The sequence below is a fragment of the Ectothiorhodospira magna genome (assembly GCF_900110965.1).
GTDB classification, from domain to species: domain Bacteria; phylum Pseudomonadota; class Gammaproteobacteria; order Ectothiorhodospirales; family Ectothiorhodospiraceae; genus Ectothiorhodospira; species Ectothiorhodospira magna.
Genome location: NZ_FOFO01000006.1, coordinates 52,025 through 74,482, shown reverse-complemented (window position 1 = coordinate 74,482; position 22,458 = coordinate 52,025). Strand labels below are relative to the sequence as shown.

Sequence of the window (22,458 nt, the reverse complement as noted above, 5' to 3'; positions counted from 1 at the left end):
CGGTCTCCATAAGACCGGATTCCACGGGCGCCTGCCCGGCGGAACCGGATTCGGCAATGCCGGCTTCAGTGGCCTCTGGTGAACGCATGAATCAGCCTCTTTGAACGCATGTCTTTGTGTCGATTGGAATCAATGAGTGATCATGTTATTGGTACTGCAAATCATTATCAATACTTAACCAAAAAAAGCGCCAAAGCACAGGCCCGGCGCAAAAAGGGGAAAAAAAGAAAAAAGCCGGTTAAGCAGGCAACCCGAACGCCGGAGCAATCTGGGCCAGCCAGGCATTGAGCCGCTCCTCGGTGAGCTGGCTCTGGTTATCCTGATCCAGCACCAGCCCCACAAACTTGCCGTCCACCACCGCCTGGGAAGCATCAAATTCATAGCCATCGGTGGGCCAGGCCCCCACCACCTGGCCTCCCCGGCTGGTGACCAGGTCGTAGAGTTCGATCATGGCATCGACAAATTCATTGGGGTAGCCCACCTGATCTCCCAGCCCGTACAGGGCCACGGTCTTGCCGGTAAAATCCACCGCTTCCAGGTTGGGCAAAAACTCCTCCCAACTTTCTTCTTCACAATCGGCAGACAGACCGGGCAATTGGCCGGAACCCATGGTGGGGGTGCCGAAAATCAGATAGTCATACCCGGCAATGTCATCGGCGCTGACCTTGTTCACATTCTGCGGCTTGGCCATGATCTCATCGTCGTACCGTTTCTTGATCATCTTGGCCACCTTGCGGGTATTGCCGGTGGTGGTGCCGAAAAAAAGTCCGATGCGCGCCATGGAAATGCCCTCTTGATACAAAAATGGAAGAAAAGGCCGCCCCGGAAGCCACCCACCATCCTCCAGTGGATCACCCTCGCGGCACAGTCCTGCCACCTTCAAAAGCAAATCTGGTGCCAAACCACAAAGCGCCTGCAACCCCTTAAATTTAAAGGTTATTTAAAGGGTACATCAAGGGGGAAAACAATACGCTACCCAACAGAACCGGGTACCGATTGTCGCAAAACCGACAACCGGTACCGACATACGACGGGCAAACGATCAATCTTTCCGACGGGTTTTTTCAATGGCCATATGCTGCAAGTCCTGATAATGACGGCCAGCACAATAGTCTATTTTCCAAAAATGCAGCAGATTGATCAGCCGTCGCAACAGGCACCAGCGCCTGTCACCTTCAGAACAGCGGCGATAGGCACGTCCTGCCAGGGATTCTGGCAAAATCGCCGGCGACGGATCACCGGGAGAGGGAGACATGGATCAATACCTCCGGCTTTTAAAGGCCCAGACGCTCGGCCACAAAATCGGCATCCTTGTCGCCGCGACCGGACAGATTGACAAGGAAACGGGTGCCCGGCGTGGCATCTCTGGCGGCCTGCATCACCCAGGCTATCGCATGGGCAGATTCCAGAGCGGGAATGATCCCCTCCAGACGGGACAGGCTCATAAAGGCGTCCAGACAGGCGGCATCATCCTGAGCATGGTATTCGGCCCGGCCCAGGTCCTTGAGATAACTGTGCTCGGGACCAACGGAAGGATAATCCAGGCCAGAGGCGATGGAGTACACCGGCTGGGGTTCGCCGGCCTCATCCTGGAGCATGTAGGAATGAAAACCGTGCATGGTGCCCGGCTTGCCATAGGTCAGGGTAGCTGCATGTTCCCCCAGCCCCAGACCGCGACCACTGGGCTCCACCCCCACCAGACGCACCGCCAGATCCGTGAGAAAACCGGAAAACATGCCCATGGCATTGGATCCCCCCCCCACACAGGCCACCACACAATCGGGCAATGCCCCCTTGAGGGCCAAGAACTGCTCCCGGGCCTCCCGGCCAATGATGGATTGAAAATCCCGCACCATCATCGGAAAGGGGTGAGGCCCCACCACGGAACCGATGGCATAAAAAAAGTTCTGGGGATCCTTGAGGTATTCTTCAAATGCACTGTCCACCGCATCCTTGAGGGTCCGGGTACCGGTTTCCACACTGATCAGCGTCGCCCCCAGGATTTTCATCTTGGTCACATTGGGGTGTTCCTTCTGGATATCCACCGCCCCCATGTGAATCTCGCAGGGTAAACCCACTAAAGCGCAGGCGGTGGCCATGGCCACACCATGCTGTCCGGCACCGGTCTCGGCGATCACCTTGGTCTTGCCCATATGCTTGGCCAGCAGGGCTTCCCCCAGGGCATGGTTGATCTTGTGGGCGCCGGTGTGGTTTAAATCTTCCCGCTTGAGATAAATCTCCGCCTGCCCCCCACAATGGGCACTCAGGCGTTTAGCGTGATAGATGGGGCTGGGGCGACCGACATAATGGCTGTACAGGGCCATCAGCTCATCCTGATAGGCGGTGGTCTGACGGATGGCCAGATAAGCCTGGGCAATGTCATCCATAATGGCCTTGAGATGGGGAGGCACCGCCTGACCGCCATAGGGGCCAAAACAGCCGTTGGCATCCGGGGTGGGCTGTTTGAGCAGGGTTTGCAGATCAACAGGCGGGGTCTTGTTCATGGATAGCTACTCTACGTTCACAATCGACGGTGGAATGAGGCCGAAGCCATAATGCTAACCGCCTCGCACCAGCCTGAACAGTGCCAACAGCGGCAGCCCTTAACCGCCCATCAATAGCAGAGCCTGCACCATGCCACACCATCACCCCCTGTGCGAAGATGATTTCAAGGCCAAAACCCTGGACCCGGCCCAGGAACAGGTCTGGCAACATTTACAACGTATCCTGGATGCATTGACCACCGCGCCGCCTCCCCGGCGGGGCCATGCCCTCACCCGCTGGCTACGACGAACCACCCCACCCGAACCGGTGCCCGGCCTCTACCTGTGGGGCGACGTGGGCCGGGGCAAGACCTTCCTGGTGGATCGTTTCTTTGCCCAACTGCCCCTGGAAAACAAGCTGCGGCTGCATTTTCATCGCTTTATGCAACGGGTCCACGACGAACTCAAAACCCTCCGGGACCAACCCGACCCCCTGCGCATTGTCAGCCGCCGACTGGCCACGGCACGGGTGCTGTGCCTGGATGAATTCTTCGTTTCTGATATCACCGACGCGATGCTGTTACATCGTCTGCTGGCAGGACTGATGGAAAACGGCGTCACACTGGTGACCACCTCCAATATTCCACCCCAGGCGTTGTACCAGGACGGCCTGCAACGGGAACTGTTCCTGCCTGCCATTGATATCCTGCAACAGCATCTGGAAGTGGTCCACCTGGACGGCGCCGTAGACTACCGGCTGCGGGCACTGGAACAGGCAGAGATCTACCACGCCCCCCTGGACACCACCGCTGAAACCCAACTCGACGCCGCCTTTGTCTCACTGGCGCCAGAACCTGGCATCCAGGACGGCACCCTGACGGTGGAAGACCGCACCATTCCAGTACAACGGCTGGCCGACGGTGTGGTCTGGTTCCACTTTCAGGATATCTGCGACAGTCCCCGCAGCCCGCTGGACTATGTGGCCATCGCCAGGGAATTTCATACCGTACTGATCTCCGGGCTGCCGGTCATGGACAGCACCATGGACAATGCAGCGCGACGTTTTCTGGCCCTGGTGGATGAATTCTATGACCGCAGGGTCAAGCTGATCATCTCGGCCCAGGCTCGACCAGAACAGATCTACCAGGGCCGGCAATTGCGGTTTGAATACCAGCGCTGCATCAGTCGTCTGCTGGAAATGCAGTCAAAGGCTTACCTGGCCAGTCCACACCGGCCCTGACAGGCGTCATTTGATCCGGACAGGACAATAATTTAATGTCCTTCATTAACCCGGACTGAACACAGGGATGATCACCCCCTGGGGCGCAACACATTGCCCCTGGGATCACCGCCCCGTTGATCCCTCCGTCCAGCCGGGACTCATCCACAGCGGCCAAGGCGTTTTGACATGCTCATCAAGCATCCCGATGATCGTTCCCACCATGCCGAACAACTCCATGAATTCAAGGCGTCTTATCCCCAGCAGGCAGCCGCCATCGACCGGGAACTGCTGCGTTTATACCTGCGGGAATCCATCCAGATGTTTGCCGAACTGCTGGAAATGCAAATGGACCCCCTGGATGAACATGTGGTGATCCTCCACGATCTGCGCCTCAAACATCCCTCGGGATACCTGGAGATCGACCACCTGCTGATCAATCGCAACCTGCGGCTCACTTTGGTGAGTTCGGCCTTCATCGGTGCAGAATCCCTGCGCATCAATGCCGACGGAGAGAGCTTCGTCTGGTCCAATGACAGCGGCAAATGGGTGGCGGTGGGCCGTGGTTTTTCCGAGCTGGAAGACAAGGCCCGGCAACTGGATCTGATCCTGAGCGAAGGCTGGTGGCCCCGACGATTGGGTATCCGGCTGGCCCGCCCCATTGAAACCTGCCTGGTGGTGGATGACCATGACCGGGTGGTGCTGGATGATCCGGCGGCCTATGAATCCCGCGTGATCAAACTGGGAGATTTTCTGCCCTGGTACAGCAAGAACCGCATGAGCACTCCCCTGCTGAGGCAAAGTCCAAAAGCCCTGCTGGAACGGCTCACCAACCGGGTAGACCTGGATACCCTGGAACGTATCGCCTTTGCCCTGCAGGATGAGCACCAGCCCGCTCCCCTGGACTATTATCACCGTCTGGGTCTGGATCAACTGGAACCGGTCTGCCCTGTGGAAGACGAAGACGAAGAAAACCGCATCGAGGAAGAAGACCACATCGAGCTGGATGCTCAGCCAGATGAAGGGGACAACAAGGCCGAACCCACCCCCCCCAAATCACCGCAACATCAGTCTCCTCCTTCCAAAACCGCCAAAACCACCAAAACATCCGGCAAGGGGGACAATGACCGCCAACCCTCCTCCCGCATTGCGGCTGGGCTGAAACTCAAAACCCCGGAGTTTCTCGAAGCGATGACCGCCAAGGGCATGCTGCGCCTCAATGACAAGGGTGAACTGGAATTAACCGAGGCGGGACGCCGAATAGGGGGTCGGGTACGGGGTCGGGGCGGCAACCGCTCATTTTCCTGGCTCAAATCCACTGTCGATCCCCTGTTTGCAGAGACCCCCTGACCCAATGGCACATACCCCATGTGGCGACCGGAATGATCATTGAGAATGGTCAACTCGACAAAGGGAAAGGATATACTCGATAAAACACGCCCCTAGGTGCCAGTTGCATGGACAAACCCACTATCCTGATCGTGGACGACGAACCCATCAATCTGTCCCTGCTGACAGAATTGTTGCGTTCCGATTACCGGGTCAGAGCCGCCAACTCGGGGCAACATGCACTCAGGGCAGCCATCACCTGCCCCCGGCCAGATCTTATCTTGCTGGATGTCATGATGCCGGAACTGGACGGCTATGCCGTGCTGGACACCCTGCGTGGCCAGCCGGAAACCCAGGATATTCCGGTGATTTTCCTCACTGCCCTCAATGATCCCACGGACGAGGAACGGGGACTGGAATATGGTGCCCGCGATTACATCACCAAACCCATCAAGCCTGCTGTGCTGCGGGCCAGAGTCCGCACTCAACTGGAGGTCAAGCAGGCCCGGGATTTTCTTGAGAACAAAAACGCCATTCTTGAGGCCGAAATTGCCCGGCGCATGGTAGACAACGAAATTACCCAACAGGTCTGCATCCGCGCCCTGGCCCATCTGGCAGAAACCCGTGACCCGGAAACCGGAAACCACATCCTGCGCACCCAGGTCTACGTCCGCCTGCTGGCAGAAAAACTCGCCGCTCATCCCCGTTTCCAGGCCATGCTCATCCCCTCCACCATTGATCTGCTGACCAAATCGGCGCCACTGCACGATATCGGCAAGGTAGGCATCCCCGACAGCATCCTGCTCAAACCAGGGCCTTTGAACGATGATGAATGGCGTATCATGAAAACCCATGCCCGCCAAGGCTTTGATGCCATCGAGCGGGCCGAGGCCGATGTAGACCATCCCGTCCCATTTCTCATCCTGGCCAAGGAAATCGCCCGCTGGCATCACGAAAAATGGGACGGCAGTGGCTACCCGGATGGCCTGGCGGGAGATGATATCCCCATCTCGGCACGGATCATGACGGTAGCCGATGTCTTTGACGCCATGACCTCTGCCCGCATCTACAAACCCGCCCTGCCCATGTCCAAAGCGCGGGAGTTCATCGGCGATGCCCGTGGGCAACACTTCGATCCCGATGTCACCGATGCCTTCATGGCGGTCTACGATGAGTTCACCCAGATAGCCCAACGCCATCCCGATGCAGAAAGCGTTTGACCCCAGCTGAGGGGCCTTGCTCATGAAAACCACAACACAGCACCAACAGGCTCTGAGCGCCTCCCAGGCACAACTGGAGGAGCGGGAACAACTGATGCAGCAGTTTGTCCAGCATGCTCCAGCAGCCCTGGCCATGTTTGACCAGAACATGCGCTATCTGGTCACCAGCCGGCGCTGGCAGGAAACCTATGGCCGGGGTGAACAGGAAATACCTGGCGCCTGTCACTACGACGTTTTCCCGGAAATCACCCAGGCCTGGCGGGATGTGCATCGACGGGGCCTGGCCGGCGAAGTGATCCGGGCCGAGGAAGACCGTTTCGAACATGCCGACGGCAGGGTGCAATGGCTGCGCTGGGAGGTGCGCCCCTGGTACCACAGCGATGGCCGTATTGGCGGCATCATGATCCTGTCGGAGGACATCACCGACCGCCACCATCAGGCCGAAACCCTACGCCTGCTGGCACGGCGGGCCGAGGCCATGCTGGAGTTATCCAAAGCTGCCGAAACCCTGGATGAAAACAGCTTCCTGCGCCGGGCGCTGGCCATGGCCGAAGATCTGACCAACAGCCAGATCAGCTTCGTCCACTTCGTCCATGAGGACGATGACCGGATTGAAATGATTGCCTGGTCGGATCAGACCCTGGCCACCCCCTGCCATGTGGATCATCCCGGTCACTACCCTTTGAGTCAGGCGGGGATCTGGGCCGATGCAATACGCCAAAAAGTACCGGTGACCATCAATGACTACGCCCGTTGCACCCACGCCAAAGGGCTACCTCCCGGTCATTGCCCCCTGCACCGGATGCTGTCGGTGCCGGTCATCGAACAAGACCGGGTGGTGATGGTGGCCGGGGTAGGGAACCGGAGCACCCCCTATACCGATACCGACATGGAAACCCTCCGTCTGCTCGCCGATCAGGTCTGGCACCGAGTCCAGCGCCGCCGCTCGGAAAATCATCTGCGTCAGCTGTCCCTGGCCATCGAACAAAGTCCCGACAGCATCGTCATCACCGACCTGCAAGCCCGCATCCTGTACGTCAATGAAGCCTTTCTCAACATCACCGGCTATACCCGCAGCGAGGTCATGGGCAAAAATCCTCGTCTGCTCCAGTCGGGCATGACACCAGAAAAACAGTACACGGACATGTGGCAACACCTGACCCAGGGGGAACCCTGGAAAGGGGAATTTCACAACCGGCGCAAAGATGGTACCGAGTATGTGGAATTTGGCCATGTGGCGCCCCTGCGGCAACGGGACGGCACCATCACCCACTATGTGGCTGTCAAGGAGGACATCACCGAAAAAAAACGCATCGCAACGGAACTGGAGCGCCACCGTCACCAACTGGAAACCCTGGTGGCCCAACGCACCAGCCAACTTGAGGATGCCCGCCAACGGGCAGAAGCGGCCAATCGGGCCAAAAGCGCCTTTCTCGCCAACATGACCCACGAGATCCGCACCCCCCTCAATGCCATCGTCGGCCTGGTGCATCTGCTACGTAACGGGGATGCCACACCCCGGCAGCGGGAAAAGCTCAACAAGGTAGACAACGCAGCCCATCATCTGCTGTCGATCATCAGCGATATTCTGGACATTTCCAAAATTGAAGCCGGTAAATTCATCCTGGATCAGCAGAATTTTCATCTATCCACCGTGGTGGATCATGTCCGGTCGGTGATCTCGGAAACCGCACGGAGCAAGGGCCTGACCCTCAACACCGATACCGATGCCGTCCCCAGCTGGCTGCGGGGTGATCCGGCCCGACTGCGTCAGGCTTTACTCAATCTGGCGGGCAATGCAGTGAAATTCACCGAGCAGGGCAGCATTACCCTGAGGGTCCGTCAGTTGTCCAGCCGGGGCAACACCCTACGGGTCCGGTTTGAGGTAGAAGATACCGGTATCGGCATCGAAGCAGGACGTCTGGAACTGCTGTTTCAACCCTTTGCCCAGGCCGACAGCTCCATCACCCGTCGCTACGGTGGTACCGGCCTGGGGCTGGTGGTCACCCGACGACTGGCAGAACTCATGGGGGGCGGCGCGGGCGCCCGCAGTGAGCCGGGGCAAGGCAGCCTGTTCTGGTTCGATGTCCGGCTCGACCGGGGGCAAGCTCCCGCCGTTGACCACACATCGGCCACCGCCGCCGATACCACCCGCCCCTCAAGGGAACAGTTGGCCGGCAAGCGGATATTGCTGGTGGAAGACAACCCGATCAATCAGGAAGTGGCCATGGAACTGCTCGACCAGATCGGGTTGCTGGTGGATGGCGCCGGAGACGGGGAGGAAGCCCTGAGCCGAGCCGCCGCCCAGACCTATGATCTGGTCTTGATGGATGTTCACATGCCGGGCATGGATGGCCTCACCGCCACCCGGCACCTGCGCGCCCTGCCCGGCTATGAACATATCCCGATCCTGGCGATGACTGCCAACGTGTTCGAAGAAGACCGGCAACTGGCCCTGGAAGCCGGCATGAATGATTTTATTCCCAAGCCGGTGGAACCAGAACTGCTCCATCGGGTACTTCACCGCTGGCTCACATCGAAACCCAGTTCACCCGCCTCCCCCCCCCAGCCTCCCGCCACTCCGGCGCTGATCCGGGGGCTACCCCCCCAATCGGGCCATCAGGGCCAATATCACCGGCTCATCCCCCGCTTTCTTGCCCACCACGGTACAGACCCGGACAGGTTCCAGGTTCTGGCCGACCAGAAAGACTGGCGCACCCTGCAGCAGCAGGCCCACGCCCTCAAGGGAGCGGCAGCCAATCTGGGGATCGACGCTGTGGCCCAGCTGGGCCAGCAATTGGAACACCTGGCCCAGCACCAGCAGGATCGAGGCGTGTTGACCGGGCTATGTACACAACTGGCCCAGGCGCTGGCCCAGTTACAGGCCGATGCTTCGGCCACACAGGACACAGACGACCGTTCAGCTCAGAATCCGGCTCCCCCGGCGCCGGCCCTGGCCACCGAGGAAGGACAGCAACTCCTTGACCGTATGGCCGGGTTACTTGACAGCGACGATACCGATATTGTCGATCTTTGTCAGACCCACCAGGACTGGTTGCTGGCCACCCTGGGGCCGGAATTCCAGACGCTGCAGCAGCATGTGGAGAATTTCAACTACCCCGCAGCCCTGGCGCTTTTGAAACATCTGCGCCTTAAATGCCCGGCAATCTAATCCTCCATCCGCCCAAAGTCCCCTGCTGATGCCAAGGGCGGCGGCGCCAGACGCAGGAACAGGCGATACAAGCCAGCCCCTCGCTCCCCTTGGCCCAAGGTCTCCCGCAACAGACCCAGCACCAGCATCATGAGGGTAGTGCGCTCAGGGGACAGATTGAACTCATCTTCCCCCAGAGGCTCCAGAAACTCGGTCAACAGGGCCTCGGCCCGGGCAAAGTCCCGACTCCAGACCAACAGCACCAGCACATCATAAAGTATACCCAGCCGAACCCTCTGATCCTGCACCTCCACATCGGACAGCAAGTGGTAGGCTTCCTGCAGGGTATCCTTGGCCTGGAGCAAGCGCTGAGTGGATTTTTGCAGGGCCGCCAGATCCAGCAGGGCACCCAATACCTCCACATGGGCACGGCCATAATGGGCCTGTTTGTCCGCCAGAATGCTCTGCAACCCCTCCTCTGCCGCCCTGGAATCCCCGGACTGAAAACAGGCCACCGCCAGATCACGCCGGATCACCAGCAGGTTTTCCAGTTCCACCCGCCCCGGCACCTCCGCCAGTTGCAGTGCTGACCGCAAGGATTCCATGGCCCTGGTAAATTCACGCCGATGCAGGAATACCTTGGCCATCTGATGGTTCAGTTCGATCAACATGGCCAGGTCCGGTCCCCGCACCCAGCGCAAACGGCCTTTGGGGTCATCGCCGGCAGCGCCCGGATTGTCCGTGGTCAGGGATACCGCCACGGGACGGTTGTCATAGAGCCAGGGATTGTCATGGAGGGTCCAGTACGGTGCCTTGTAGTCCGGGGAGAACACAGATTCATCCAGCCCCCGACGCAGGGAAATCAGACTGCGAACGTGAATGGATTTAAGTTCCTTGCGGGTAGGCATTCGCCAGTCCCGCAATCCTCCGTGACCGGGATCATTGAATGTACTTTGACACCGCAAGGCATCTGCAGCGGAAAAAATCCCGGGACTGCCGGAAACCTCCCCGTCACGCCAACATTCACCCACCGAATAGATAAACCACTGCAGGCCCGTTTTAAGATCCATCACCGTGCCATCCCCCAAGTTGATGAACCGTTCTCCCCGGCCTGTCAGTACCGGGGAAAGGGCGTAGGCATATTGGTAATCATACTGATGGGTCCGGATGACACAGGATACCGGCTCAGGTAACTGAAACTGGCGCCCGTGGCGCTGACTGGCAATCCAGACATCATGCTCCCGACGCCGCTCCGGGTCGGAAAGTACGGTATATGCGTCATTGAGAATCTTGGTGATCCGTTCCGCCTTCTCCCGCTGATGCTGATTCTTGTCCGGGTGCCATTTCTGGGACAGGAACTTGTAGGCCCCCCGAATCACTTCGGGACTTGCATTCTCGGTCACCTGCAGATTGTCGTAATGGGTTCTTAACCGCATGAACTACCATCTCTAAACCACGATAAGGGCCAGCAGTCAATGCAAGCCAATGATGTCCTCCACGTCTTCCGGCCAGGTCAGGGTATAGGCAAAGCGAATCCTGGTCCGGGCATCCGGTTCCAGAGACTGATGCCAGGCCAGCACCCCCCGTGTGCCATCCACATCCCGCTCACTGGGGGCAGTGGCGCCACTGCCCAGTTCCACCTTGATACGTTCGTCCCGGGCCACCGGAAGCTGATCGAGCACGGTGATGTTCACCGGCTGGGGGTGGGCATTATGCACCGAGATCAGGTAGGCCCGCTCCAGTCGCTGCTGACGGCGGATCAATCCCTCCTGACCACGACTGTCCCGGTCCAGTTCATAGCGGATGCCAATGCGCTCATCCACGCCAAAAGCCAAACGCAAGGGACTGCCGGGCTGCAGGGCCGCCAGCGGCACACGCCCCACCAAAGTGCCATCCTGGAACAGGTTCACCGGCCCGGCAGGCAGCGGCGCCTCACCCTCGAAGGTGGTTTCTGCAAACAGGTAGGCATGAGGCACCCGCCGGGGTACGGCCCGGGCGGATAAGGTGGCCTCCAGACGATAGGCTGCCAGGGCATGACGATGAGGCTGATTGTCCGAGGGAATGGTGACCTGCCCCTGAACCCGGTACAGGGCACTGAACCGGGCCGACTCCAGATCAGCCATCTGCTCTGCTGCCATTTCCGGGGCCATGGCTGTCAGCGCCTGCACCCGGGAACCCATTGCCCTGGACTCTGGCGCGGGCCGGGCCACATCCACATACCAGGGCTGCAGTTCCGGCAATCGGCCACCCAGTTCGGGACGGGCGGTGGACAGGCGCAGGATCACGTCATTCCAGTCCTGGCCGGTATTTTGACGCAGCTCAGCCCGCTGCACCAGCTGCAGTTCACCGGTGGCCGTCTGCAAACGAGCCTCGTAAACAGGACGCCAGCCGGCGTGACGCACCCGGTATTCCAGGGTCAGGACCGCATCCCCTGCCGCCGGGGTTTGGTAATGCACCCGGGCCTCCACAGTATCCCGGCGACCCCGTTGCAGGGTTTCCAGTTCATCACGGATACGCTGGATGTCTGCCTCCACATCCCGCAGGGATTGTTCGTGGTGCTGAATGGTCCGTAGAATCTCCAAAGCGCCCTCCCCCACCACCTGCCAGGCCCGGGGCCATTGGTCCGGATTCAGGCCCGGTTCCATACCAGAAGCCCCCTGTCCCATTCGCTCCACCAGGCGCAACTGGATCTCACCGGCGCGAACCTGATCGGCAATATGCCGCTGACTGTCCTTGAGTGCCTGCAGCCTTTCCGTCAGAGCCTGCTCGGCAGGGTGGGCCAGGTCACGGCCATGGACCACACGGGTCTCCAGGGTACCCAGCATCAGGCCATCTGGTCCCTGGGCGCTGACCCGTAAACTGGCCTGATCCAGATCGGCGGGCAACCGGCCCACGGTGATCACGCCCTGCCCGGCATCCAGGGTGGCCTTGTGGGTCATCACCACACCAGCCTGACTGGGAAACACGGTCACCTCCACCACCTGAGCAGCCCAGGTGGTGCCGGAAAGGCCGGCGAATAACAAAAACGGCGATACTCTCAACCAGTGCATACAAGAAGACTCCCCGACAATCCCGACACAACGAACCCAAGCAGTACCATAGGCCATTCCCCATACAATGCACAGTGCTTCCTACTTCAGAATCCATCCTGTCAGCCGACAAGCTGACTATATAATCGGATAAAGTAGCATTCCCTTTTGGTTGGTCACCCATTTTAGGAACGCGCCATGGCTCTCGTAAAAAAAACGCCCAGCACTTCGCCCTCATCCACCGGTGGTGAGGATTCCCGCGCTCACGCCGCCGCGGCCCGCGAGGCCGAAGCCCAGCGTAAACGCGCCCGTACCCTGGCCAAGCAACAGCAGGCCGCCGAACGCATCGCCTCGGCCACCGCCCAGCTGGCCTCCGGCATCAATGAGGCCGCCTCCGCCGCCGAGGAACTTAAACGATCCTCCGATCAAATTGCCTCCGGCGCCGAGGAGGCTTCCGGCGCCGCCCAGGAATCCCTCACGGCCTTCAAGCAGGTTTCTTCAGCCCTGGGGCGGCAGCTGGAAAACGCCACCAGCGCCCAGACCCGGGTGGAATCCCTCAAGGAGCTGATTTTAGGGGTCGGCGCTGAAATCGACGGTTTTATCACCAATGTAGGCGTCAGCGCCCAGCGCCAGGGCGAGTCGGTGAAGATGGTGAGCGAACTGGAGCAACAGGCCGCCAATATCGGCGACATCGTCAAGGCCGTGGCCCGCATCGCCGACCAGACCAATCTGCTGGCCCTCAATGCCGCCATCGAAGCCGCCCGGGCCGGCAAACATGGCAAGGGTTTTGCGGTGGTCGCCGACGAGGTCCGCACCCTGGCGGAAACCTCCGAAAAAAGCGCCAAGCAGATTCAGGATCTGGTTGCCCAGATTCAAAAGGATGTCAAATTGATCTCCGAAGGCATCAACACCTCCGCCGAGAAGGTGCGGCAGGAGGTGGAAAACGGCAAGCAGATCACCCAGCAACTGGATCAGATCCGTGACGATACCGCCGTGATTACCAACGGCATCCAGGAAATTGCCAGCGGCGCCCAGCAGTCGGAAACTGCCGCCAAGCAGGCCCTCAAGGGTAACGAGGAAATCGCTGCCGCCGCCGAGGAGCAATCTGCCGCCGCCGAGGAAACCGCCAAAACCGTAGCCGAGCAGACCCAGGCCCTGGGAGAATGTGAACAGGCGGCCCAGAGCCTGTCGGAACTGGCGGAAGAATTACGCAGCTCCACCGACATCAGCAAAAGTGCCGAGGAAGTGGCTTCCGCCGCCGAGGAACTGTCCTCGGCAGTCCAGGAAATCAACCGTTCGGGGGCGCAGATCATGGCGGCCCTGGAACAGATCCGCAAAAGCGCCCAACTGCAGTCCTCCGCCACTGAGGAATCCGCCGCCGCCGTGGCTCAGATCGAAAAGGGGGTGGAAGTCTCCCAGCAACGGGCCACGGCCACGGAAGAGAAGATCCGCATCATCACCGATCTGCTCAAGAGCAACCAGAAGAATCTGGAGTCGTTGATCCAGGGGGTGGCGGAATCCGCCGATGCCTCCCGCGAGAGCCTGCGCCAGATCAAGAACCTGGAGCTGGTGTCCCGGCGCATCGACAAGATCGTCGATGCCATCACCACCGTCTCCATCCAGACCAACATGCTGGCGGTCAATGGTTCCATCGAGGCGGCCCGGGCCGGTGAGTTCGGCAAGGGCTTCGTGGTGGTGGCCACGGACATCCGCAACCTGGCCCATGACTCGGCGGAAAATGCCGACCGGATCAAGGATCTGGTGAAGGCGGTGCAGGACCAGATCGACACCGTCTGGCGGGATCTGGAGGAAAATATCAATGCTGCCAATACGGAGGCACAAAAGGCCCGGGCCATCACCGCGGGTCTGCAGACGGCGGAAAGCGACGTGTCCACGGTGAAAAAGAGCGCCCAGGAAGTCCTCAACGCCGCCACCGAGATCGCCACCGCCATCGGTCAGGTGAAGACCGGCGTGGAGCAGATCGCTGCCGCTGCCGAGGAGGCAGAAAAAGCCTCCGCCGAAGCCGCTTCGGCAGCCCACCAACAGGCCCAGGGCGCCGAGGAACTGGCTGCGGCCATCGAGGAAATTGCCTCCCTGGCCGATGAGCTGCAAAGCGTCTGACCCCAGCCACCGTATTGCCGGAGATCGTCATGACCCAAGAAACGGTCGTATCGTCTCCCCCGGAAGCGGGAGACATCCAGTCAGCGAACCCGGAGCAGGAAGCCGACGTTCGTCAATTTGTGATCTTCATCTGCGGCAGCGAGGTGTTCGGGGTGGACATGGCCCCGGTGCAGGAGATCATCCGTGTACCCGAGGTGGTGCGGGTCCCCATGGGGCCGCCGGCTCTGGTAGGACTCTCCAACCTGCGGGGCAAGGTGCTGCCCATCATCAGTCTGCGACGGCTGTTTGATTTTGACTCGCGGGACAACGATGATGCCTCCCGGGCCTTGGTGATCGACCTGGGCCAGCCCCTGGGCTTTGTGGTGGACCGGGTCTGCAGCGTGGTGGCGGTGGAGCCGGAGAAGATCGAGGATGTGTCCGGTCTGAGCACCACGGTAAACACCGAGATGCTCTCGGGGCTGCTCAAGGACGTGGGGGGCTTTCCCATGGTCATGGTGATGGATTTTGAGCATCTGATCAGCCAGGAATTTGCCGACATCGCCCGCATGGCCCGGGGTCACAGCGCCGGCGCCCTCGCCCAGGAACAGTATGGCGACGAAGCCGAGGATGACAGCGAAGCCTTGCAGGATGAGCTGCAACTGGTCAGCTTCGAGGTGGCAGAGCAGGAATACGCCATCCCCATCGAGCATACCCAGGAGATCGTCCAGTTCCCCGAACAGATCGTCAAGGTGCCCAGAGCCGAGGTCCATGTGCTGGGGGTGATGAGCCTGCGTAACCGACTGCTGCCCCTGGTGTCCCTGCGCTGTCTGTTCGAGTTGCCCGACCGGACCCCCGACGAACACAGCCGCATCGTGGTGGTGCGGCTGGGCACCATTACCGTGGGCCTGGTCATGGACAGTGTCAACGAAGTGCTTCGGGTGCCCCTGACGGTGGTGGAGGCCATGCCCGCCATGCTCTCCACCAGCGGCAACCTGGGAGAAATCTCCCGCATCTGCCGGCTGGGGCAAGATGGTCGGCGATTAGTATCCATCATTTCCATCGAGCATCTGTTCCGGCATTCATCCATTCAGGAGGCCATCAGTACCGTGAAAGACATGCAGGAAGACGACCCCGCCGCCCTGGACGGCCAGCTGGAGGAACAGGAGGACGACGAGGAGCAGGTGGTGGTGTTCCGCCTGGATCGGGAGGAGTTCGGTGTCCCCATCGACAGCATCCAGGAGATCGTGCGGGTGCCCGATGTACTCACCCGGGTGCCCAAGGCCCCGGATTTCGTCGAGGGGGTGATCAACCTGCGCGGCTCGGTGCTGCCGGTGATCGACCAGCGCCGCCGTCTGGGGCTGCCCGCCACCGAGCGCAATGACCGGCAACGGATCATGGTCTTTTTGCTGGATGGCATGCGCACGGGATTCATCGTGGATTCCGTGGCCGAGGTGCTCAAGATTCCCCGCTCGGCCATTGAGCCGTCTCCACAGTTGTCCGAGGAACAGGCCCGCCTGATTGCCCGGGTGGCCAATATGGAACGGCAAAAGCGTCTGATCCAGCTGATTGATCCCTCGCGCCTGATTGCCCGTGAGCAGCGGGAAGCCCTGGTCAGTCTGACGGAACGCCAGACCGGCCTGCGGCCAGGCAGTGATGCAGATCGTGATGATTGATATGCCCCATAACCCAGGACCCAGAGACAGACCGTGATCAAACTGCTGATTGTTGATGACTCCGCGTTGATGCGCCGCCAGCTCAAGGCCATCTTTATGGCGGAAGGGGATTTCCAGGTGGAAATGGCCCGCAATGGAGAAGAGGCGGTGGCACTTAACCGCACCTTCGCGCCGGATGTCATCACCCTGGACATCAACATGCCCCAGATGGACGGCCTGACCGCCCTGTCCCTGCTGATGGCGGAACGCCCGGTGCCGGTGGTGATGGTCTCGTCCCTGACAGATAAAGGGGCTATCGCCACCCTGGAGGCCCTCAACCTGGGGGCGGTGGACTACATCCCCAAGCCAGGGGGCACCATTTCCTTGTCCATCAGCGAGGTGGAGGCGGAGATCATCGCCAAGGTGCGGTCCGCCGCCGGTGCACGGCTTAAAAAATCCCGGGGTCTGGCCGCCCGCATCCGGGGCAACCTGTCGGTGAATCAGGCCGCCAGGCCGACCCCCCAGCCGGCCCCCCTGCCCATGGAGGATGCCGCCACCGGCGATGGTCTGGTGATCATCGGTGTCTCCACCGGCGGCCCCCGTACCCTGGAAGATATTTTGCCCCTGCTACCGGCGGATTTCCCCTGGCCGGTGCTGGTGGCCCAGCACATGCCCCCCAGTTTCACCCGGCCCTTTGCCGAACGCATGGACAGCCTGTGCGCCCTGGAGGTCTGCGAACTGCGACGGCCAATGGAACTGCGGCCCGGACAGATTCACATCGGACGGGGGGGGGCCGACATCGTGGTCATGCGCCGCGCCGGCAAGCTCATGGTCACGGCCCGCCCGGAATCTGCCGAAATGCTCTGGCATCCTTCAGTGGAATTGATGGGGCGCTCGGTGCTGCAACATTGCGATCCCCGACAGGTAATTGGGGTCATGCTCACAGGCATGGGATATGACGGCGCTGAAAGCTTCACTGAAATCAAGCAGCGGGGCGGGCGCACCATTGCCGAGTCAGAACAGTCTGCAGTGGTCTTTGGCATGCCGGCAGAACTCATCAAGCGCGGCGGCGCCACCGTGGTGCTACCGATGGAAAAAATTGCTCAACAAATCATCAGATGGGTCAGCAACTGCTGATCCCGCCTGCATCCAAGGATTGCATCATGGCGTTGAAAAAGGGTCAGCCCACACCACCAAGTCACAGCCCCGGCGAGCGCCAGGACGCCAGAAATCTGGAAACCCTGCTGCAAACCCTGCTGGACGAAGATCCGTCAAAGCGCCGCTGGGCCGCCCGCGACCTGGCGGAACATCCGGCAGCGACCGGCGCTTTGGTGAGCCGACTGCGGCGCGAGACCGACGCCACCGTGCTGCAGGTGATCGTCACCGCCCTGGGCTGCCTGGCCAACGACGAAGCCATCCGCGGCCTGATTGACTGTCTGTATTCGGAAAACGCCATGCTGCGCAATACCGCCATCGAAGTGCTCAAGGAATTGCCAGACCCGGTCGCACCCCATATGGGAGAACTGCTTCACGATGCCGACCCGGACGTGCGCATCTTTGCCGTCAATGTGCTCGAATCCCTGCGCCACCCCCAGGTGGAGGCATGGCTGGTGGAGGTCATCCTCAAGGACGAGCATATCAATGTCTGTGCCACTGCCGTGGACCTGCTGGGGGAAGTGGGCGGTCCCCAGTCCCGGGATGCCCTGGCGGCCCTCAAACAGCGCTTTCCCGAAGAACCCTATATCCAGTTCGCCGCCGACCTGGCCCTCAAGCGCATTGGAGTCGAGTGATATCCATGCCGAAATCCACCATCATCAGCGATGAGGATTTTCAGAAGTTCCGAGAGTTCTTCTATCGCAAGACCGGCATGCTGTTCGAGGACAGCAAGCGTTACTTCGTGGACAAGCGCCTGCTGGAACGCATGACCGCCACCGGCTGCGAGAGCTTCCGCACCTACTTCACCATGCTGCGTTTTCAGGCTTCGGGGGCAGAACTGCAAACCCTGATCAACGCCATGACGGTGAACGAAACCTACTTTTTCCGCGAAGAGTATCAATTTCGCTGTCTGGTGGATTCCATTCTCAAGGAGATCATCACTCACCACCCGGCCTCCCGCCCCATCCGCATCTGGTCGGTCCCCTCATCCTCGGGGGAAGAGCCTTACGGCATCGCCATGTACCTGCTGGAGCATTGGCCCCAACTGGAACACTGGGATGTGGAGATCATTTCCTCCGACATCGATACCCGGATACTGGAACAGGCCCGGGCCGGGCTGTACGCCAGCCGGGCCATCCAGCATGTGCCCGCGCCCTTGCTGAAAAAATACTTCCGGCGGATGGGCGCCCAATACCAGATCAGCCAGACCCTGCGCGAAGCAGTGGAATTCACCCGGGTGAACGTCCACGACACGGCCGACATGCGCAGTCATCGGCATTTCGACGTGATCTTCTGCCGCAACCTGCTGATTTATTTTGATGATCTGTCACGCAAGAAAACGGCGGAATCCTTCTTCGATGCCCTCAATCCCGGTGGCTTCATCTGCCTGGGACATTCTGAGTCCATGAGCCGCATCTCCCCGCTGTTCCAGATCCGGCGCTTTCCCGAAGCCATCGTGTACCAAAAACCCCTGGAGGCGAGATGAAACGCATTCTCGTCATAGATGACGCGGCCACGGTCAGACTCTATCACCGTGAAATCCTCGAACAGGCCGGCTTTGCCGTCACCGAGGCGGTCAATGGCCTGGAGGCCCTGGAGAAACTGGAAACCGGGCCACCCTTTGACCTGTACCTGGTGGACATCAACATGCCCAAGCTCGACGGCTATGGCTTTCTCAGGGCATTGCGCAAAAAGGACATCCCCCAGGCACCCGCCATCATGATTTCCACGGAATCCTCCCCTTCCGACCGGGCGGATGCCCTGATGGCCGGCGCCAACCTGTACATCATCAAGCCAATCAAACCCGACCAGCTCCTGCCTCTGGTACGGGGTTTGCTTGGCGAGGAACGGCAGCCATGAACCCGTTGCTGGATCAGTTCATCAGCGAATCACGCGACGCCATCCAGGCCATCGGCGAGCGGCTCCTGCAGCTGGAGAACGCCCCTGACGACCTTGAACTCATGGATGAACTGTTCCGGCTGGTGCATACCCTCAAGGGCAACAGCGGATTGTTCGACTTCCCGGAGATGACCCGGGTGCTTCACGGTGCAGAGGATCTGATGGATGCTGTCCGGGATCGGCGGATTGGCTACTCCCAGACCCTGGCAGACCAGCTGCTTGAAGCCATGGATTTCGTCTCTGCCCTGCTCGACGAGATCCTCGCCGCCGGTTCCACCAGCCTGCCGGCGAATGGGGACCGCGGCAGCGACGCCGTGGCACTGACCCAGGCCCTGCGCCAACTGATCCCCGTGCCGGATGACGCCGCAGATGCCGCAAATGCCACCGATGCCACCAACCCGGACCCCCAGGCCCCGCCCACCGCGACCGGGGAGGAGACCCCATCCCCCCTGATGGGGGTGCCCGAGGCGGCGCGCATGGCAGCCTACAAGCAAGTGGCGGCGGGACAGCCCTGCACCTGGCTGCGTTACGAGCCGGAGGAGGAATGTTTTTTCAAGGGGGAAGATCCCTTCTACCAGATGATCCAGCTTCCCGCTCCCCTGTGGCAGCAGGTGAGTGCCCGCGAACCCTGGGCCACGCCGGAAAATCTCGATGCCTATCGTTGTCTGCTGCGCTTTGAATGCATCATCCCCCTGGGACCGGAACCCCTGGCGGAACATTTTCGCTATGTCCCCGATCAGGTCACCCTGCTGCCCCTCACCCCTGAAGCCCTGGCGGTCCCCGTGGGGGATGATGACCATGATGGCGTTCCTATCGAGGAATACCTCAAGACCGCCATGGGGCATCTGGAGGCTGGTCAGCGGGAAGGGCTGATTCAGGCCAGCCGGGTGATGCTGGAACTGGCCTCTCCCCGGTTGCGCATGGCCTCGGCCCTGCGCTGGCTGGTGCTGGCACTGGAGACCTGCCCGGAGGATGGCACCCTGCCCCGGACCCTGCTCACTGCCCTGGGGCCAAAGACAGCACCACCCCCGGCGCCTGCCGCTGGCGAGGCACCGGCCACGGCGGACATGCCGCCGATTCTGCGGGACATCCTGCAGGCCCAGGCAGAAATCCTCGCCCTGGAAGACACCCCGCCCTGGCTGGCGGGTCGCCTGCGGGCGGTGGCCGCCAGCCTGCGGGCCGCTTTCACCCAACTGGGGCAACCGGAGCTGCTGGATGGGCTGGACAATGCCCTGGCAGAAGCCCTGACAGCGGAGGCCTCCACGCCACTGGCCCTCTGGCTGGCGGAGCGGATGCCAAAGACCGCCACCCCCCCGGCGCCGGCCAGCCAACCCGCACCCCAGGGCAACGGCAGCAACGGTGGCAACGGCAATGGCCGGGAGCCGCGCAAGTTTGGCCGGCGCGTGGAAGACACCTATGCCGGCCCCAGCGCCATCAAGGTGGACCAGGCCAAGATCGACCGGCTGATGAACCTCATCGGCGAGATGATCGTGGCCAAGAACGCCCTGCCCTATCTGGCGGCCCGGGCCGAGGAGGTCTTTGGTGTGCGGGAACTGGCCCGGGAGATCAAAGGCCAGTACGGCACCCTCAATCGCATCGCCGATGAAATGCAGGACGCCATCATGCAGGTTCGCCTGCTGCCGGTGTCCTTTGTCTTCCAGCGGTTCCCCCGACTGGTACGGGACACGGCCCACAAACTGGGCAAGGAAGTGCGTCTGGTGATGGAAGGGGAATCCACCGAGGCAGACAAGAATGTGATCGAGTCCCTGGCCGATCCGTTGGTCCACATCCTGCGCAACAGCCTGGACCATGGCCTGGAGACCCCCGAGGAACGCCGGGCCGCCGGCAAGCCGGCAGCGGGCCGGCTCACCATCAGTGCCCGCTCTGAATCGGACCGGGTGGTGATCGAAATTACCGATGATGGTCGTGGTATCGATCCGGAGGCGATTCGTCGCAAGGCCTACGAAAAAGGTATCATCGACGAACAGGCGCTGGAGCGGATGACGGAGCAGGAGGCACTGAACCTGATCTTCGCCCCCGGCTTTTCCACCGCCACTCAGGTGTCCAACCTGTCCGGACGGGGTGTGGGCATGGATGTGGTACGCACCGCGGTGGCTCGGGTCAACGGCAGCATCGACCTCAAGAGCCGCCCCGGCCAGGGCACCCGCCTGCGCCTTTCCCTGCCCCTGTCCATGGCGGTCACCAATGTGATGGTGATCGTCTCCGCCGGTCAGCGGTTCGGCGTGGCCATGGACGCGGTGGCGGAAACCGTGCGGGTGGCCCAGGCCCATATCCAGTTGATCAAGCACCGGATGACCACGGTCCTGCGGGGCCGGGTGGTGCCCCTGGTGACCCTCAACGACCTGCTGGCCCTGAACCAGCCCCAGATCCCCAACGAGGATGGTGAACTGGCCGTGGTGGTGGTGCGTATCGACGGTGATTTTGTCGGTATCATCGTGGACGATTGCCGCGAGACCGTGGACATCATCCTCAAGCCTCTGGCGGGCTTCCTCGGTGACCTGGGGGGCTATGCCGGCTCGGCCCTGCTGGGGGATGGCTCGGTGCTGCTGGTACTCAACCCCCGGGAGTTACTGTGATGGGCATTGAAATCCATGACGACAGGTTGCAGGCCACGGACATGCTGGGTGTGGAAGACGCCGAAGTCCTGCTGGACTGGTTGCTCAACCATCCCGATGGCCCGGTGGATCTGGGGGCCTGCGACCATTTACATGCCGCCAACCTGCAGGTACTCATGGCCACCCGACCCCGGATCAGCGCCTGGCCCGCCCACCCTGTCCTGTCGGACTGGCTCAGACACGCACTCAATCAGGAGGAATAAACGCCATGCCCAAGACCATTCTCGTGGTGGATGATTCGGTCACCATGGTCATGAGCCTCAAGACCAGTCTGCAGATCGCCGGCTTCACCGTGGAAACGGCCAATGACGGTCAGCAGGCCCTGGACAAGCTCAAGGGGGGCGTCAAGCCAGACCTGATCATCACCGACATCAACATGCCCCGCATGGGCGGCATGGAGTTCATCCGCCATGCCCGCGCCCTGCCGGGTATGCGCTTTACCCCCATTTTAGCCCTGACCACGGAAAGTCAGCAGGCCAAAAGGGACGAGGCCAAGAAACTGGGGGCCACCGGCTGGCTGCTCAAGCCGGTGGGAGGCGCCGACCTGGTGAAGGTCATCAAGCAGGTGCTGCCCGGTGCCTGAGG

At 60.9% G+C, this 22,458-nt stretch carries 18 protein-coding genes; 13 read left to right on the top strand and 5 right to left on the bottom strand.

The window, feature by feature from the left end; translation table 11 throughout:
- Positions 1-238: 238 nt before the first annotated feature.
- The 3 genes from BMX62_RS03775 to trpB form a co-directional block, all read right to left on the bottom strand.
- On the bottom strand, positions 239-781 hold the full coding sequence (locus BMX62_RS03775; protein ID WP_090204566.1) for a flavodoxin: 543 nt from the start codon (positions 779-781) through the stop codon (positions 239-241).
- Between the two features lie 261 nt (positions 782-1,042).
- Entirely contained in the window at positions 1,043-1,255 is a 213-nt protein-coding gene (locus tag BMX62_RS03770; RefSeq protein ID WP_090204450.1) for a hypothetical protein, read from the bottom strand.
- Between the two features lie 19 nt (positions 1,256-1,274).
- On the bottom strand, positions 1,275-2,504 hold the full coding sequence (trpB, locus tag BMX62_RS03765) for a tryptophan synthase subunit beta (RefSeq protein WP_090204447.1): 1,230 nt from the start codon (positions 2,502-2,504) through the stop codon (positions 1,275-1,277).
- 130 nt (positions 2,505-2,634) lie between these two features.
- On the opposite strand from trpB, the gene zapE reads away from it, so the two are divergent.
- From zapE to BMX62_RS03745, 4 genes are all read left to right on the top strand, one after another.
- Complete coding sequence (zapE, locus tag BMX62_RS03760; RefSeq protein ID WP_090204444.1) at positions 2,635-3,723, top strand: cell division protein ZapE; 1,089 nt, start codon at positions 2,635-2,637, stop codon at positions 3,721-3,723.
- A 168-nt stretch (positions 3,724-3,891) separates the two neighbouring features.
- Complete coding sequence (locus BMX62_RS03755) at positions 3,892-5,052, top strand: nuclease-related domain-containing protein (protein ID WP_090204441.1); 1,161 nt, start codon at positions 3,892-3,894, stop codon at positions 5,050-5,052.
- Between the two features lie 107 nt (positions 5,053-5,159).
- Positions 5,160-6,251: a response regulator gene (locus tag BMX62_RS03750; RefSeq protein ID WP_090204438.1), complete on the top strand. Its 1,092-nt coding sequence runs from the start codon at positions 5,160-5,162 to the stop codon at positions 6,249-6,251.
- A gap of 22 nt (positions 6,252-6,273) precedes the next feature.
- Complete coding sequence (locus tag BMX62_RS03745) at positions 6,274-9,423, top strand: PAS domain S-box protein (RefSeq protein ID WP_090204435.1); 3,150 nt, start codon at positions 6,274-6,276, stop codon at positions 9,421-9,423.
- Here BMX62_RS03745 and BMX62_RS03740 read toward each other — a convergent pair.
- Both BMX62_RS03740 and BMX62_RS03735 read right to left on the bottom strand, forming a co-directional pair.
- Entirely contained in the window at positions 9,420-10,838 is a 1,419-nt protein-coding gene (locus BMX62_RS03740) for a DnaJ domain-containing protein (protein ID WP_090204431.1), read from the bottom strand. The two genes, BMX62_RS03745 and BMX62_RS03740, sit on opposite strands and share 4 nt — an antisense overlap.
- A 36-nt stretch (positions 10,839-10,874) precedes the next feature.
- Positions 10,875-12,452, bottom strand: coding sequence for a mucoidy inhibitor MuiA family protein (locus BMX62_RS03735; protein WP_090204428.1), 1,578 nt, complete (start codon positions 12,450-12,452; stop codon positions 10,875-10,877).
- 177 nt (positions 12,453-12,629) lie between these two features.
- Here BMX62_RS03735 and BMX62_RS03730 point away from each other — a divergent pair, with 177 nt between their 5' ends.
- Genes BMX62_RS03730 through BMX62_RS03690 form a run of 9 tightly spaced genes read left to right on the top strand, consistent with a single transcriptional unit; the run spans position 12,630 to position 22,456 of the window.
- Positions 12,630-14,552 (top strand): methyl-accepting chemotaxis protein, encoded by a 1,923-nt coding sequence (locus BMX62_RS03730; protein ID WP_090204425.1) that lies wholly within the window; start codon positions 12,630-12,632, stop codon positions 14,550-14,552.
- 29 nt (positions 14,553-14,581) lie between these two features.
- Positions 14,582-16,204: a chemotaxis protein CheW gene (locus tag BMX62_RS03725; RefSeq protein ID WP_090204422.1), complete on the top strand. Its 1,623-nt coding sequence runs from the start codon at positions 14,582-14,584 to the stop codon at positions 16,202-16,204.
- A gap of 33 nt (positions 16,205-16,237) precedes the next feature.
- Complete coding sequence (locus tag BMX62_RS03720; RefSeq protein ID WP_090204418.1) at positions 16,238-17,320, top strand: protein-glutamate methylesterase/protein-glutamine glutaminase; 1,083 nt, start codon at positions 16,238-16,240, stop codon at positions 17,318-17,320.
- 26 nt (positions 17,321-17,346) lie between these two features.
- Complete coding sequence (locus BMX62_RS03715; protein WP_090204562.1) at positions 17,347-17,973, top strand: HEAT repeat domain-containing protein; 627 nt, start codon at positions 17,347-17,349, stop codon at positions 17,971-17,973.
- 5 nt (positions 17,974-17,978) lie between these two features.
- Complete coding sequence (locus tag BMX62_RS03710) at positions 17,979-18,824, top strand: CheR family methyltransferase (RefSeq protein ID WP_090204415.1); 846 nt, start codon at positions 17,979-17,981, stop codon at positions 18,822-18,824.
- Positions 18,821-19,198 (top strand): response regulator, encoded by a 378-nt coding sequence (locus BMX62_RS03705; protein ID WP_090204411.1) that lies wholly within the window; start codon positions 18,821-18,823, stop codon positions 19,196-19,198. Before BMX62_RS03710 ends, BMX62_RS03705 begins: the two co-directional genes overlap by 4 nt.
- Entirely contained in the window at positions 19,195-21,834 is a 2,640-nt protein-coding gene (locus BMX62_RS03700; protein ID WP_090204410.1) for a chemotaxis protein CheA, read from the top strand. The genes BMX62_RS03705 and BMX62_RS03700 overlap by 4 nt, the downstream gene beginning before the upstream one ends.
- Positions 21,834-22,076 carry a hypothetical protein gene (locus tag BMX62_RS03695; protein WP_090204407.1) on the top strand — a complete coding sequence of 81 codons (243 nt, stop codon included), beginning with the start codon at positions 21,834-21,836 and terminating at the stop codon, positions 22,074-22,076. The genes BMX62_RS03700 and BMX62_RS03695 overlap by 1 nt, the downstream gene beginning before the upstream one ends.
- A gap of 5 nt (positions 22,077-22,081) precedes the next feature.
- Positions 22,082-22,456, top strand: coding sequence for a response regulator (locus tag BMX62_RS03690; RefSeq protein WP_090204404.1), 375 nt, complete (start codon positions 22,082-22,084; stop codon positions 22,454-22,456).
- Positions 22,457-22,458 lie beyond the last annotated feature (2 nt).